The organism is Wolbachia endosymbiont (group B) of Melanargia galathea (genome assembly GCF_964030625.1).
GTDB lineage: Bacteria > Pseudomonadota > Alphaproteobacteria > Rickettsiales > Anaplasmataceae > Wolbachia.
Window position 1 is genome coordinate 676,861 of the sequence record NZ_OZ034910.1, and the last position, 15,403, is coordinate 692,263.

18 protein-coding genes and 2 tRNA genes are annotated in these 15,403 nt (G+C 34.0%); 8 read left to right on the forward strand and 12 right to left on the reverse strand.

Features of this window, described 5'->3' with window-relative positions; all coding sequences use genetic code 11:
• Window positions 1–49: 49 nt before the first annotated feature.
• The 11 genes from rplL to rpsL form a co-directional block, all read right to left on the reverse strand.
• Complete coding sequence (rplL, locus tag AAHF52_RS02990) at window positions 50–451, reverse strand: 50S ribosomal protein L7/L12 (protein ID WP_007301986.1); 402 nt, start codon at window positions 449–451, stop codon at window positions 50–52.
• 26 nt (window positions 452–477) lie between these two features.
• Window positions 478–996: a 50S ribosomal protein L10 gene (gene rplJ, locus AAHF52_RS02995; RefSeq protein ID WP_007301987.1), complete on the reverse strand. Its 519-nt coding sequence runs from the start codon at window positions 994–996 to the stop codon at window positions 478–480.
• A 12-nt stretch (window positions 997–1,008) separates the two neighbouring features.
• Window positions 1,009–1,662, reverse strand: a complete 654-nt coding sequence (gene rplA / locus AAHF52_RS03000) for a 50S ribosomal protein L1 (protein ID WP_007301988.1) — start codon at window positions 1,660–1,662, stop codon at window positions 1,009–1,011.
• Window positions 1,663–1,666: 4 nt separating this feature from the next.
• Window positions 1,667–2,107, reverse strand: a complete 441-nt coding sequence (locus AAHF52_RS03005; protein ID WP_007301989.1) for a 50S ribosomal protein L11 — start codon at window positions 2,105–2,107, stop codon at window positions 1,667–1,669.
• Window positions 2,108–2,109: 2 nt separating this feature from the next.
• Window positions 2,110–2,946: a transcription termination/antitermination protein NusG gene (gene nusG / locus AAHF52_RS03010; protein WP_010406831.1), complete on the reverse strand. Its 837-nt coding sequence runs from the start codon at window positions 2,944–2,946 to the stop codon at window positions 2,110–2,112.
• Complete coding sequence (gene secE / locus AAHF52_RS03015; RefSeq protein ID WP_012481857.1) at window positions 2,936–3,145, reverse strand: preprotein translocase subunit SecE; 210 nt, start codon at window positions 3,143–3,145, stop codon at window positions 2,936–2,938. The genes nusG and secE overlap by 11 nt, the downstream gene beginning before the upstream one ends.
• Window positions 3,146–3,155: 10 nt before the next feature.
• Window positions 3,156–3,228: transfer RNA gene (locus AAHF52_RS03020), tRNA-Trp, on the reverse strand.
• 12 nt (window positions 3,229–3,240) lie between these two features.
• Entirely contained in the window at window positions 3,241–4,413 is a 1,173-nt protein-coding gene (tuf, locus tag AAHF52_RS03025; protein WP_007301992.1) for an elongation factor Tu, read from the reverse strand.
• A gap of 12 nt (window positions 4,414–4,425) precedes the next feature.
• Window positions 4,426–6,501, reverse strand: a complete 2,076-nt coding sequence (fusA, locus tag AAHF52_RS03030) for an elongation factor G (RefSeq protein WP_006014698.1) — start codon at window positions 6,499–6,501, stop codon at window positions 4,426–4,428.
• A gap of 21 nt (window positions 6,502–6,522) precedes the next feature.
• On the reverse strand, window positions 6,523–6,999 hold the full coding sequence (rpsG, locus tag AAHF52_RS03035; protein WP_264376918.1) for a 30S ribosomal protein S7: 477 nt from the start codon (window positions 6,997–6,999) through the stop codon (window positions 6,523–6,525).
• A gap of 5 nt (window positions 7,000–7,004) precedes the next feature.
• Window positions 7,005–7,379, reverse strand: a complete 375-nt coding sequence (gene rpsL / locus AAHF52_RS03040) for a 30S ribosomal protein S12 (protein WP_010406837.1) — start codon at window positions 7,377–7,379, stop codon at window positions 7,005–7,007.
• Between the two features lie 433 nt (window positions 7,380–7,812).
• Between rpsL and prmC the strand changes: the two genes are divergently transcribed.
• From prmC to AAHF52_RS03055, 3 genes are all read left to right on the forward strand, one after another.
• A complete protein-coding gene (gene prmC / locus AAHF52_RS03045) occupies window positions 7,813–8,664 on the forward strand; it encodes a peptide chain release factor N(5)-glutamine methyltransferase (protein ID WP_264376917.1) in 852 nt (283 codons plus the stop codon).
• A gap of 151 nt (window positions 8,665–8,815) precedes the next feature.
• Complete coding sequence (locus AAHF52_RS03050; protein WP_342068491.1) at window positions 8,816–9,022, forward strand: hypothetical protein; 207 nt, start codon at window positions 8,816–8,818, stop codon at window positions 9,020–9,022.
• 1 nt (window position 9,023) lies between these two features.
• Window positions 9,024–9,209, forward strand: a complete 186-nt coding sequence (locus AAHF52_RS03055) for a transposase (RefSeq protein WP_342068492.1) — start codon at window positions 9,024–9,026, stop codon at window positions 9,207–9,209.
• 167 nt (window positions 9,210–9,376) lie between these two features.
• Here AAHF52_RS03055 and AAHF52_RS03060 read toward each other — a convergent pair whose 3' ends face one another.
• Complete coding sequence (locus tag AAHF52_RS03060; RefSeq protein ID WP_010406846.1) at window positions 9,377–9,976, reverse strand: BON domain-containing protein; 600 nt, start codon at window positions 9,974–9,976, stop codon at window positions 9,377–9,379.
• A 224-nt stretch (window positions 9,977–10,200) separates the two neighbouring features.
• On the opposite strand from AAHF52_RS03060, the gene AAHF52_RS03065 reads away from it, so the two are divergent.
• The 5 genes from AAHF52_RS03065 (at window position 10,201) to clpX (ending at window position 15,399) form a co-directional block, all read left to right on the forward strand.
• Window positions 10,201–11,220: an IS110 family transposase gene (locus tag AAHF52_RS03065; protein WP_214303242.1), complete on the forward strand. Its 1,020-nt coding sequence runs from the start codon at window positions 10,201–10,203 to the stop codon at window positions 11,218–11,220.
• A gap of 683 nt (window positions 11,221–11,903) precedes the next feature.
• Window positions 11,904–11,985 (forward strand) — tRNA-Leu (locus tag AAHF52_RS03070).
• Window positions 11,986–12,140: 155 nt separating this feature from the next.
• Window positions 12,141–13,484 (forward strand): trigger factor, encoded by a 1,344-nt coding sequence (gene tig / locus AAHF52_RS03075; RefSeq protein WP_007301998.1) that lies wholly within the window; start codon window positions 12,141–12,143, stop codon window positions 13,482–13,484.
• Window positions 13,485–13,495: 11 nt separating this feature from the next.
• Window positions 13,496–14,122 carry an ATP-dependent Clp endopeptidase proteolytic subunit ClpP gene (gene clpP / locus AAHF52_RS03080; protein ID WP_007301999.1) on the forward strand — a complete coding sequence of 209 codons (627 nt, stop codon included), beginning with the start codon at window positions 13,496–13,498 and terminating at the stop codon, window positions 14,120–14,122.
• Complete coding sequence (clpX, locus tag AAHF52_RS03085; RefSeq protein WP_007302000.1) at window positions 14,122–15,399, forward strand: ATP-dependent Clp protease ATP-binding subunit ClpX; 1,278 nt, start codon at window positions 14,122–14,124, stop codon at window positions 15,397–15,399. The genes clpP and clpX overlap by 1 nt, the downstream gene beginning before the upstream one ends.
• Window positions 15,400–15,403: the final 4 nt, after the last annotated feature.

The following is a 15,403-nucleotide window of genomic DNA, read 5'->3' on the forward strand; positions in this document are numbered from 1 at the left end:
TTCACTAATTAAAAGAGCTATATCAACATAAAATTAATATACTAACATTTTATTCAAGCTCAACTTTAGTTGCTCCTGCTTCAATAAGTTTTTGCTTTATTTTTTCTGCTTCGTCTTTAGAAACATTAGCAGTCAAATCTTTGGGTAAAGACTCAACTAATTCTTTCGCTTCTTTTAAATTCAATGTAGAATTAACTTCTCTAATAGCTTTAATCACTCCTATTTTTTTGCTTGCATCAATCTCTTTGATTACAACTTTATATTCAGCTTTTTCTTGAGCAACAGGAGCATTAGCATTATCACTAATAGGCACCCCAGCACCAACAGCTCCACCAAGAAAAGAACCACTAGGCAACCCTATTTTTTCTTCTAGAACTTTTACAAGTTCAGAAGCTTCTAATAGATTTAAAGATAATATTTTATCAACCAAATCACTTGTTACATTATTCATACTGACCACCTTATTTAACAACAAATTTATTTTTTAGAACTATAGTAATCCAAAACTCTCATAAGCCTCATAGAAGATGAATTAATAGACAATGCTAACCGAGCAGGAATATCATAAGATATTAAACGCATAATTTTAACACGCAATTCATCCAGAGAGGGAAGCTTAGCCAATTTGTTAACATCTTCCACTGTTAACAATTCATTTATATGAGCCGCACAAATCACAGACATTTTTTCTTTGTTAGCATTAATAAAATCAACTATTAACTTTGCAGCTTCTACTATAGCACTAGAATATATAATAGCAACAGAACCAGAAAATTTACCTGATAAATAAGAAAATTTACCAGTCCTTTCCAAAGCCAAGCAAGCTAGAGTATTTTTAACTACTAACATCCCACCCATTACAGATTTTAGACTATTCCTAAGAATTAATGAATTGCTAACATTCATAGACTTGAAATTTACCAATATTAAGAAATCATTATTTACAAACACATTCATTATGTTTTGTATAAATTCATCCTTATCTTTACGCTTCACAATTTCGCTCCCTTAAATTATATCTTCTACTTTGTTTATTTTATGAGCTTTACCCATAGTTGAATTTAAAAAAACGCTTTTAAAGTAAACTCCTTTCACAGAAGCAGGTTTATTGTCTCTAATTACTTTAAGAAAGGCTTTTAAATTTTCCAGCAAATCATCAATATCAAATTTAATACTTCCTAATTTACCATGAATAACCCCATTTTTATCCGTCCTGAATTTTATTTGACCAGACTTAATGGTTTTAGTAGCTTCCGCAATGTTAGAAGTCACAGTACCAAATTTAGGGTTAGGCATCAGCCCTTTAGCACCCAATACTTTTGCAATAGGAGTGATTTTTGCCATGAAATCAGGAGTAGTGATGCACCAATCAACATTCAACTTTCTACCTTTTTTTATCTCTTCAATTAAATCTTCTCCTCCTGTAATATCAGCACCAGCTTTTTCAGCTTCTAATAAATGTTTATCTTGAGCAAAAACAGCTACTTTAATATTCTTCCCGATACCTTTAGGCAAAACTACTGTACCACGCACCTGCTCTTCAGATTTACGTGAATCTACACCTAAATTGACTGCGATATCAACTGATTCATTAAATTTTGCTGAAGCAGACTCAACAACCTTCTCCAAACATTGCTTAGAATTATCATTATATGTACTCATTTACCTAACCTTCCACAACTTCTATACCCATAGATTTTGCAGTGCCTATAACCATCTTCACTGCTGAATCTTCATTATCCACTTTCATATCAACCATCTTACACTTTGCCACTTTAATGATAGCAGACATAGATAATTTAGCCACTAATTCTTTACCAGAATTACCAGAAGCTTTACTTAATTTAGCTTCCTGCTTAAGCAAATAAGCCACAGGCGGACCGCTGACAGTAAAATCATGAGAGCGATCATCCTTTATGGAAATTCTCACTGTTACTAAATCACCTACTTTATAACTAGCGTTAGCAGCGCTAGTAGCTTTATTAAAAGCTTCACAAAATTTAGGAACAGGTATACCACGCGGGCCAAGTACTGAAGCAATTTTCGGTCCTGGAACTGCTTTTCCAGCTTCCATAAGCAAGTTAATCTTAGCAACTACATTACTCATAATTAATCCTCTATTTTCTCTACTTGAGCCAAATCAAGCTCTATTATTGTTGGCTTACCTAAGATTGATACTTCAATATTAATAATTTTTTTCTCATCATTTACCATATCTACCTTACCAGTAAAATTTTGAAAAAGACCATCATTAATTTTTACTTTTTCACCTTTCTCATAACCATAACTCAACTTTTTCGTTTCTTGAGCATTGTAAAGCGCACTACACATTGAGCGAATCTCATTATCCTCAATCACCTTTGGAACATTACCATTTTTCAAAAATCCATAAACCTTAAGAGATTTTGGTATATTATTAATAAAATTTAATACCTCATCGCATAAATTCATGTATAAAAAGACATAACCAGGAAAGGACTTCCTTCGTTTAGCATTTTTTTTAGATTTTAAATCCATCTCACTTAATTCTTCACAAGGAATAAAAACCCTATTAAAATAATTATTAATATTCAATCTCATAGAATTTTCTAATATATATTGGCGCACTTTCTCTTCATAATTAGAGGCAACTCTTAAAATGTACCACTTATATCTATTAAATTCCTTACGTTTTAAAATTACCTCATCATCTGAAATCATCTCAAAATGACCAGACTCATCACCACAAAACCCAGTCATTTGATTCAAAATATTTTTGCTTTCATCACACAGATGCATACATATATATACTTCACATAACTCTTTTATATCAGATTTTACATCACATACTGTCTGATAAGGAATAAACACCTCCTTAAAGTAAACAGTATTGGTTGCCAACTCGCATATATCCTTCTCATACCCGTAATCGACTTTAATGATATACCATTTATACTTATATTCCATAAATAATTCCAAATAAAGTCTTAATTACGTAAAGAGACATAAAATCTACGAAGCAAAAGAAAATCGAAAAGCATAATATAACAGTTATTACAATAAACAAAGATGACAATACCTGCTGTTTTTTTATCCAAGCAATTCTCCTTATTTCTTGCTTTATATCGCAAAAAAAAACATACAGGTTTTTTAACATTTCTACCATAATATTAATGCAGGAGCGATAGGAATTGAACCTACAACCTCTGGTTTTGGAGACCAGCGCTCTACCAATTGAGCTACACTCCTATAATTCAAAGTTTACTCTAAAATTTCCGAAACAACGCCAGAACCAACAGTTCTACCACCTTCTCTTATCGCAAAACGTAATCCTTTATCCATTGCTATTGGTACTTGCAACTCCACTTCTATACTTACATTGTCCCCTGGCATTACCATCTCCTTTCCATCTAGCAATTTTATGCTCCCAGTTACATCCGTTGTCCTTAAATAAAACTGTGGCTGATAATTTCCAAAAAATGGTGTATGCCTTCCTCCTTCTTCTTTCTTCAATATATACACCTCCGCATTAAATTTCTTATGCGGGGTTATTGTCCCTGGTTTTGCCAATACTTGCCCTCTCTCCACTTCTTCTCTCTTTGTTCCTCTTAGTAGTATTCCTACATTGAGTCCTGCACTTCCCTTATCTAGCAACTTCTTAAACATCTCAACACCAGTACATATCGTCTTTTGCGTCGCTTTCAGACCTATTATCTCTATCTCATCCCCTGTCTTTATCTCCCCCTTCTCTATTCTTCCTGTTACTACCGTCCCTCGGCCCGATATTGAAAATACATCTTCTATTGGCAACAAAAACGGCAAATCTATAGGCCTTGGAGGTACTGCCACATACTCATCTAACTTCTCCATCAATTTATCTATTGATTTCTTTCCATACTCACTACTATCATCCTCTAATGCTTTTAACGCAGACCCAACTATCATAGGCACTTCATCACCTGGAAATCCATACTTACTCAGCAACTCTCTCACTTCCATCTCTACCAAATCTATCATATCAGCATCAGCAACATCAGCTTTATTTATATATACCACGATATATCCAACACCCACCTGTTTTGCCAGCAATATATGCTCTCTCGTTTGTGGCATCGGCCCATCAACCCCTGACACTACCAATATCGCTGCATCCATCTGTGCTGCACCTACTATCATATTCTTTACATAATCAGCATGTCCAGGGCAATCAACGTGTGCATAGTGTCTCTTTTCTGTTTGATATTCAACATGCGCTGTTGCTATTGTTATCCCTCTCTTTCTTTCTTCTGGCGCTTTATCTATTTGATCATATGCTACAAAATTACCATAATGCTTTGTTATCGCCGCTGTTAACGTTGTCTTCCCATGATCCACATGTCCTATCGTTCCCACGTTTACATGCGGCTTTCCAAATGCTTCTACTATCGCTGTCATAATTACTAACCTTTAATTATACTTTAACTTTAACTCATCAACCACATATTGTGGCACTTGTTCATAACAAGAAAAATGCATACTATACTGAGCTCTTCCCTGAGATATAGAACGCAAAACATTTATATAACCAAACATATTTGCAAGAGGAACCGAAGCAGTAATTATTTTGCTATTATTACCTAAATCCAGCATATCAACAACACTGCCTCTTCTACTATTTATATCACCCATAACATCACCCATATATTCTTCAGGAGTAATGATTTCCACTTTCATTATAGGTTCTAGCATTTTTGGACCAGCTTTATTTGCCATTTCCTTAAAAGCACCCTTAGCAGCAAGTTCAAAAGCCAAAGGACTAGAATCAACATCATGAAAAGCACCATCAAGAAGAGTAGCCTTAAAATCAATCAATGGAAAGCCGGAAATTATACCACCTTCTTTTATCAACTCTAAGCCATTTTGCACTCCAGGTATATACTCTTTTGGAATAGCACCGCCTACAATTTTACTTTCAAACTGAAAGCCAAAACCAGGCTCAAGAGGTTCGAATTTTATTTTAACTTTAGCAAACTGACCAGCACCACCTGATTGTTTTTTATGAGTGTAATCAATTTCAACAGATTTAGTGATAGTTTCACGATATGCAACTTGAGGCGCACCAACGTTAGCTTCAACATTAAACTCGCGCTTCATTCTATCAATAATAATCTCAAGATGCAGCTCACCCATACCTTTCAATATAGTCTGCCCACTCTCTGCATTTACTGACATCCTTAAAGAAGGATCTTCTGCAACCAATCTATTCAAAGCAACACCTAATTTTTCCTGATCTGAGGTGGTTTTCGGTTCTATAGCAATTTCAATAACAGGATCAGGAAATTCCATACGCTCTAATAGTATAGGAAAATCAGATGAACATAAAGTATCACCAGTAATTGTTTTCTTTAATCCAACTAAGGCAACTATATCACCAACTTTAGCTTCGTTTATATCTTCTCTGTTATTTGCATGCATAAGCAACATTCTACCAATTCCTTCAGTCTCATTCTTTCCAGCATTTAACACAGCAGATTTAGATTTTAACTTACCGGAATAAATACGAATAAACGTCAAGCTACCTACAAATTTATCCGTCATCACTTTAAACGCAAGAGCAACGAATTTCTCTTTTTCTGAAGGTTTGATCTCAATTTTCTTTTCTGAATCTTTAGGATCAGTTCCAATAATTACATCAACATCAATAGGAGAGGGTAAAAAATCAACCACACCATCTAAAAGTGATTGCACGCCTTTGTTTTTAAAAGCTGACCCACATAATACAGGGACAAATTTTCCTTTAATGGTCCCGCTTCTCACACACTTTTTCAACAAATCAATTGGCAGATCGTTAGATTCAAAGTAAGTATTTATCGCCTCATCATCCATTTCAGCTGCAGCATCTAATAAAAGATTTCGATACTCTTGAGCCTTATCAAGCAAATCAGAAGGAATATCTTCATAAGAAAATTTAGCGCCCAATGTTTCTTCTTGCCATATAATAGCTTTCATAGAAATAAGATCGATTATGCCTTTAAAATCTTTCTCACTTCCTATTGGCAACTGAATAACTAAAGGTGATGCGCCAAGCTTCGTTTTTATCATATCGATACATCGATAAAAATTTGCCCCTATTCTATCCATTTTATTAACAAAGCAGATACGAGGAACGGTATATTTATCAGCTTGACGCCAAACCGTTTCAGACTGAGGCTCAACTCCAGCAACTCCATCAAATACAGCAACTGCACCATCCAAAACCCTCAAAGATCTCTCAACCTCAATAGTGAAATCAACATGACCAGGAGTATCTATTATATTAATCCTATGATCATTCCAAAAACATGTTGTTGCAGCAGAGGTAATTGTAATGCCACGCTCCTTCTCTTGCTCCATCCAATCCATAGAAGCCGCACCATCGTGCACTTCACCAATCCTATTTTGTTTACCAGTATAAAATAAAATACGCTCTGTTGTGGTGGTCTTGCCAGCATCTATATGAGCCATTATTCCTATATTTCTATACCTAGATATTAAAACTTCCATACCACAATCAATCAGCTAATATTAAAAACGAAGATGAGAAAATGCCTTATTAGCTTCAGCCATTTTATACTTTTCTTCACACATCTTAAATGCACCACCACATTTATTATAAGCATCTAATATTTCAGACTGCAAACAATAAACAGTAGTTCTACCACTCTTTTTGCGAGCAGCAGAAGTTGCTCTAGCAATCCACCTTAATGCCAAAGAAATTGCTCTATCTTGACGAATTTCAACAGGGACTTGATAAGTTGCACCACCAATACGCCGAGAGCGTACTTCTATAGAAGGGGTAACATTTTCTACTGCTGTTTCAAAAATTGATAAGGCATCTTTGTCTATTTTCTTTTCAGCTAAGGACAAAGCACTATAAGCAATCTTTTCTGCAATAGACTTTTTACCACATTTCATAATTATATTAATAAAACGCATAAGCAAGACACTACCATAACGAGAGTCAGGGCTTGTTCTTTTTTTTGCTTTATTACGACGTGCCATAAATTTTAACCAGATTTCTTTACACCATATTTCGAACGGGCTTTCTTTCGATTTTGCACACCACGTAGATCAAGAGCACCTCTTATTATGTGATAACGTACACCCGGCAAATCCTTAACTCGCCCACCACGTATTAAAACAACGGAATGCTCTTGTAAATTATGACCTTCGCCAGGTATATAAGCCGTCACTTCACCGTATCCACTAATCTTTACTCTAGCTACCTTACGTAGTGCTGAGTTAGGCTTTCTAGGAGTTGTAGTATATACCTTAGTGCAAACACCCCTTCTTTGAGGATTGCATTTTCCCAAAGCTGGCACCTTCTTCTTGCGAGTTAACCCTGATCTACCCTTACATATTAATTGATTTATCGTAGGCATATACTGTAAATTTAAAACTCTGAAAATAACTAAGTCTTAGTTATAAAATAATAAACCTCAATAGTCAATATAAAAATAAACATTACTACTCTAATAATCTCAACCCAATTGCTTTGAAAGCTACTGATAATTATATGCTAAAGCGCATATTGGTTTTAATATTAAGAAATTATCACTTGCTGTGGTCGAATTAATATAGATATGGAACAAGTAATATACTGTGATGGCTATCAAAGAATATGCAGAAAATAATCCTTATAATAGAGCCAAGAGTTTCTAACATTAATGCAAAAATACTAACCGAATTACCAGTAAAGCCAGATGATTTTTACAATCCTACTCTTGACACTTAGATTTAATGCAGCTACCCTAAGTTCAAAATTCTATACTCAATTTTGCTGTTCTTGCATACAAGGAACACGTTTTTAGAATAATGAAAACAATCAGCGCTTTAATTAAAGAAGGGTCAAAGCTACTATCATCACATAGAATTGAATCACCACATGTGGATTGTGAAATCATCATGCAGTACGTACTTGGAGTAGAAAGATCATTCACAATCATGAATCACACCAATCAGGTACCAAGAAACAAAGAGCTTCTATTCTGGAAATTAACAAAAAAAAGAGCAGAAAGATATCCAATATCGCAAATAATAGGTAATCGTGAATTCTGGAGTAAAAATTTTATAGTTAACCAACATGTTCTAGATCCAAGACCAGATAGTGAGACAGTAATTTCAACAGTGTTAAAATATTACCAAAATAAGAAGCAAAAAATAAAAATTGCAGATTTTGGCACAGGCACAGGCTGTTTGTTGATCTCCATACTTAGTGAGTATGAATATGCTATTGGAGTTGGTTTTGAAAAAAGCCTGGAAGCATACAAAATTACCTGCCAGAACACAAAGAAACATAATCTTCTCAACAGAGCTAAAATATTTCCAAATTCGTGGACAGAATGTAGAGATTTATTTGATCTTATAATAAGCAATCCTCCATATATTAAAAGAAGTAAGTTAAAAAATCTGCAAGCTGAAGTGCAAAAAGAGCCAAGAATTGCTCTTGATGGTGGTATCGATGGATTGAGCTGTTACCTGAGTATTTTTCCAATATTGAAAAAGTGCCTTAAAAAAGATGGGTTTGCGATACTGGAAATAGGCGAAGATCAGAGCAATATTGACAAAATAATACCCTTATATGGACTGGCTTTTCAGGAATACGTATACGACTTGGCTGGAATGAAAAGATGCATTGTTGTAAAGCAAGATAAAGAACATGACTAGTAGAACGCTAGCTTTCTAAGAACCTGTTCATAATCTCAAGAAAGGCATAAAGTAAGAAATAGAGTGTATAAATTAGGATATATGAGGAGTGTATACCCAAGTGACATAAGTCGAGAGAAGTTTGAGATTATTTCACCAGATCTGGAGTCTTGTGGAAAAAACAAAACCAAGAAAACTTGATTTGTATGAATATATTTTGCGGAGTGTTGTACGCCCCAAAAAGTGGTTATCAGTGGAGGATGCTACCAAAAGAGTTTCCCAAAACGGCGCAATTGTTATGATTATTTCAAAATGGAGTGAAAAAGTAAAAGGAAATAAAAAAAAGTATTTTGGAGTGCATGTTAAAAAAAATAGTTAGTGTGGTCCGACAAAACAATGTTTGGAAAGAAAAAACCAGCTTTTGCATAATTGACGCTCAGAGTGTAAAGAACGCAGACACTGATGAAGAAAAAGGCTATGACGCTGGTAAAAAAATCTCAGGAATAAAACGCCATATCGCACAAGATATAGATGTTTGCTATTTATTCTTAAGCTTATTTAAATAGCATTTTACTTTTTTTAGTATGTAGAGATTTTCTAGAAATTATTCTATTGAATTCTATGATATTATTTTCTGTAGCATTGTTATACATACCATAAGAGTGAACTGACGAAATTTGTAAAGTAGCTTTATGGCTTAGCTACATGATACTAACACTCAAGTAAATTTTCATCAATGGCGCAATTTGCTATGTCTATATCTCACATAACTTACAACTTGCTTTACTCCTTTTACTTTTCTTGCAATTGCTATTACAGCTTTTAATTCTGCCTTATTTTGAGCTATGCCCATCAAATAAACGACTCTATCAACTGTATTAACGCTATAATTAATTGATTTAATATTTCTTTTTCCCAAAAGCCTTGTGCTTATCTCTGCTGTTATCATACCATCTACAGTAACATCTAGCATAGAAGCCATTTTAATTGGTGTGACTCTTATTTCATTTATCACTTCTTTAATCTCTTTTTGCTGCCAAGCTATTTTCTCTGCTGTGAGTTGCTTTTCATGATTATCAACATTTCCAATGAGTAATACTCTTCCTTCACTCACTTTAACTTTTATAGATGAGAACAGTCCGTGTTTTAAGAGTCCCTTATTGATTCTTATTACTATAGTTGTATCATCAATAATGTTTCCCAAGGATTTATCTTGCATTGTTATTGCTGTAGCCGCTGCAGTTGCTGTTACCACTATACCACTTACAAGAGTCGTACAGCCACTCTGTGTAATCAGAAAAATTGCGAGTAAGAAGCTTGCTATTAATCTCATTATTAATTTCCAGAGTTTAGAGCCTTAATTAAAGAATATTAATAAGCTTTTTTTATTGTGTAAATACTATAAATTGAATAAGCCTTGAATATTTCTAAGACAGTACATACTGTAATTGCTATTGAATGATGGAGAGACATACTCCATTATTTTAGCACGAAGTAACAAATTCAATGAATTAGTTCTTCAAGAATAATTTAAACTTTTACAGTAGGAGTAGTCTCATGAAACATTATAGCGGGTTAGATGTCTCACTCAAAGAAACTTTTATTAGTATCATTGATGAGAAAGGAAAAATTGTTAAAGAAGGGGTTGTTGCAAGTGAAAGCAGTGCAATAGCTGAGTTTCTGCTTGGTCAAAACAAAAAATACGAGTCCATAGGAATAGAAAGCGGGCAATTATCAATATCGATGTGCAAAGAGTTGAGGAATCTTGGATTACCAGTAACTTGTGTAGATGCAAGGCATATGGCAGCAGCATTATCTGCGAGAATCAATAAGAATGATAAAAATGATGCAAGAGGCATAGCACAAATGATGAGAGTTGGGCTATTTAAGGAGGTATTAGTAAAATCAGACGAAGCTTGTCAGGTTAAAATAATACTTGGAAGCAGAAGACAATTAATACGTTGCAGAGAGCAAATTGCGGGAACAATAAGGGGATTACTGAAAATATACGGGATAAAAGTTAATCAACGTCTTAGTTCTGCAAACTTTGCTTTAAAAGTGCAAGAAATGGTTAATAATCTAGATGAAATTAGCCAAACCTCAATTGAATCATTAGTACATAGTTTAGAAATAATAGAAGAATCAATAAGAAAACTTGATAAAATGCTCTCAGAACAAAGCAAAAAAGATGAGGATTGTAAATTATTAACTACTGTTCCAGGAGTTGGTATTATAGTAGCAATGACATATAAAGCTGCAATAGATGATCTGCATAGGTTTGAAACATCTTATACAGTTGGAGCCTATATGGGATTAAGTCCAAGACAGTACGCTTCTGGTGAGATTGATCGACACGGAAGTATATCAAAAATGGGACCAGTGGACTGTAGGAATATGTTATATGAAGCCGCGCAGGTCTTACTGGTAAAATGTAAAAGGACATTTAAATTAAGAAGCTGGGGATTGAAGCTTAAAAAGAAAAAGGGCATGAAAAAAGCAATTGTTGCAGTAGCAAGAAAATTAGCCGTGATTATGCATAAGATGCTAATCGATAGAAAAGAGTTTTGCTATCAATAAACACTAAAGAAGTATAAAACAATAATTTTACTGAAAGTAAAGATAGCAATGCCGATGGAAGGGATAAGCAAGAGGATAAGTTGAAGCATAGACTTCGTGGCGTACATGTTGCCGTCCACTTCCGCCTAACAAGTATAGTGCGGCTTGGCTACAATATGAATTAGCCATATTAGACCGCGGAGAGAACAATGGAAGCATGCTACTTTTAACTTATGTAAAATCATTAAGACTATAGAGGAAAAGAATGATACCTTAGTTTTTATAAGCTTAATGAATATGTGGATAAATACTTTAAGTTTGTGTGGACGTATTTATCCACATATTCATTGGCTACATAGTTTAAAAGAGATTAATTGGAAATTAGTGTTGATGTTTTTATTGCCAATAAAACCTCTTTTGATTGAATAAGATAATACAATAATAAATAAAAGGTTGTATTAGAGCTGAATTTTACATCAAAAAATATTTTTCATGATACAAAAAATTATTGTTGACTTTTATGCAATTAGAGAACTTTTATGCAATTAGAGAACTTATCTTAATAGTGTTAGTTAAAGTAATTTAGGCTTAGACTCATAGTGGAGTTAACCAGTATTATAAGTTCAGTCTGTGGTACTAAAATCTAATCTTTAAATTGCATAAGATGACAGAAGTGGTTATCTATAAGTTAATGAAGGGCTCTTGCGGATATGGCGAAATTGGTAGACGTGCCAGGTTTAGGTCCTGGTGAGCTTGCTCGTGGGGGTTCAAGTCCCTCTATCCGCACTTAAAGTCATGTAACTCAGGTTTTAAGAGAAAATTTATAATCACTAAGTACACTTTTGTTTGTATAAGAACCTGTTCTTAAGGATTGTATTTAACTTAAATTCTGGTAAAATGGCTTTATTAAAACATAAATAAAATATTGATAACAGGTTGTAATGTCTAGTAATATACCTCAAAATGCAGTCGAAGCAGATACATTAAGTAATATATATACCTATAAGGAACTTAGTGTAGATAAACTAAAGTATGAGTATGAAATCACAGTTAGTAGTGATTATATAGAACAAAAGATAAACTCTAGATTACAAGAAATAGCGAAGAATGCAAAATTTCCTGGATTTAGATCAGGAAAGATGCCTTACGATCTTGTTATTACAAATTATAAAAACGAAGCTTTGGAATATGTGATAAACGATACGATTGACTATTGCTCAAGTGATTTAATGAAAAAAATCGAAGTTAAGTCTCACATCCATCCTAAGGTTGATATTATGTCATTACCAAACCTTGATAAAAAGGATAAAAAAGGTGACTTTCTGTACAAATTATCTTTTGAATCGATGCCAAAAGTGCCAGTAATAGATCTTGATAAAATAAATTTGAAGAAAGTTAAGGCAAAAATCAAAGAGGGAGACATAAAAGAATTTATTGATTCTATAAAAACAAAATTTCCTAACTTTGTCTCTGTTGATGATGCTTCTTATCAAGCAAAAAACGAGGATAAACTGATAATTGACTTTGAAGGGCGAATTAGAAATAAGCTCTTTCAAGGTGGAAGTGGCAAAAATTTTACTGTTAATTTAGGATCTGGAACATTTATAAATGGTTTTGAAGATCAATTAATTGGCATGAAAAAAGGGGAAACAAAAAGCTTTAAGTTGAGATTTCCTGAAGATTACCAGGTAATTTCCCTTGCGGGACAGGAGGCTGCTTTTTCTGTTCGAGTTAATGACATTCAGATTGCCAAAGATTTGCAAAGTGATAATGAAATAGCTAGGAGAATTGGTTTTGAAGATCATTCTTCGCTAATAGATCATGTAAAAGAAGTAATTGATAATCAGTGTAAAGAAATGGAAGATCTCTTAATTAAGAAAGAGCTATTTGATTGTTTGGATGCTAGTTATAGTTTTGATTTGCCTATAGAAGTAGTAAAACAGGAACAGCAGAGAGTGGAAAGAGAGTTGAATGCTAAAGATGATTCGTGTAAAGAAGCTGAAAGACGCGTAAAGCTTGCAATGCTATTCATGGAGTTCAGTAAAGAACATGAAATATCATTAACTCAAAGTGATATTATGAATGTTATTGTAAATCAATATGTCAGTAAAGATGTATCATTTGACAGGGTATTTAAACATTTTAAATCAGATGGACAATTTCAGGAATTAGTTAGAGGGCAAGCGCTTGAGTATAAAGTGACGGATTATATGATAGAAAAAGCTAGTAAAGAAGAACAGATTGTTTCTGTGAAAGAATTAAAGGAATTATTTGATAATATTTGATAGGAAAAGGTATGACTCTTATACCAATTGTAGTTGAACAAACTAGTCGCGGTGAGCGGGCTTATGACATATATTCAAGGCTAGTAAAAGAAAGAATAATTTTCGTAACTGGCCCTATTGAAGACAACATGGCCAGCGTAATAGTAGCACAGCTTTTATTTTTAGAATCGGAAAATCCCGATAAAGACATTTGTATGTATATTAACTCACCAGGTGGTGTTGTAACTGCTGGTTTGTCGATCTACGATACAATGCAGTATATAAATCCAGACGTTTCAACTTTGTGTATAGGTCAAGCTGCATCTATGGGTTCTTTGTTGCTTACAGCTGGTGCGGAGGGTAAACGTTACTCGCTACCTCATTCAAGAATTATGATACATCAGCCATCTGGTGGTTATCATGGGCAAGCAACTGATATAGAAATACATGCTAATGAAATTTTGCGAGTTAAGAAAAAATTAAATCAAATTTATGAAAAACATACTGGAAATTCACTAAAAAAAATTGAAGAAATGATGGAAAGAGATAAATTCATGGATCCTGAAGAAGCAATGAAAACTGGCTTAATTGACAGAGTAATAGCTGAGCGTAAAGATATGAAGATTGAAAATATTAAAGTTAAACAAAAGGTAGTTTAATGGATAACAATAATGATTTACACTACTGTTCTTTTTGTAACAAGGCACAAAACGAAGTAGATAAATTGATTACTAACTCTTCAGATGGTTTAAAGGTGTTCATTTGTAATGAATGCATAGAGTTATCCCATAAAGCAATAAGTCAAAAGAAAGAGAGAGCTTTTAATTCAGATCATATATCTGATATGAAGCTATTACTAAAGAAACCTGAAGATATAAAAATTTTTCTTAGTAAGCATGTTGTAGGTCAGGAACATGCGCAACACGTTTTATCTGTGGCTATGTATAACCATTGTCAATCCATGGTGCAACTTCATTCTATAAGTGATATTGAAATTGAGAAGTCAAATATAATGCTTATTGGCCCTACTGGTTCTGGTAAGACTTTGCTAGCAAAAACACTTGCTAAAGTTTCAGATGTGCCATTTGCTATGGCCGATGCGACAACTTTGACTGAGGCAGGTTATGTAGGTGATGATGTAGAAAGCGTGTTGTCACGTCTATTACAAGCTGCAAATTATGATGTTGCAAAGGCACAGCATGGTATAGTGTTTATCGATGAAATAGACAAGATTACAAGAAAATCTGAAAGCACTTCAATAACCCGTGACGTTTCAGGTGAAGGGGTCCAGCAAGCTCTGCTTAAGATTATGGAGGGTACAGTTGCTTATGTTCCGCCACAAGGAGGGCGAAAACACCCGCAACAAGAGTTTATACAAGTAGATACTAGTAATATACTATTTATTTGTGGAGGAGCTTTTGAAGGCCTAAATAAAATTATTGAGGCAAGAAAAAAGGGAACATCAGTTGGCTTTGGAGCAGATATAAGTCAGTCTAAAGCACAAAAGAAAAAAAATGCTTTACGCGATGCTCAACCTGAGGACTTAATCAAATTCGGTTTGATACCCGAATTTGTAGGACGAGTTCCAATAACTGCTGTTCTAGATGAGCTGGATCACGAAGATTTAATACATGTGTTGACAGAGCCAAGAAATGCGCTAGTAAAACAATATAAAGCATTGCTTGCATTTAGTAAAGTAAACCTTGAGTTTTCAGATGAAGCAATATCAGCTATTGCTAAAAAAGCTATAAGCTATAAAACAGGTGCAAGGATGTTACGTGCTATCTTAGAGTCACTTTTGCTTGATGTTATGTATATATCCGGCAACGGAGGTTTTGAAGGTAGCACTATAACGGTTACTAAGAAAATGGTAGAATTAGGCAAAGTGACGATTAATCATAATAATAAGGGTAGTGTTATAACGGTTAATGATTAATTTG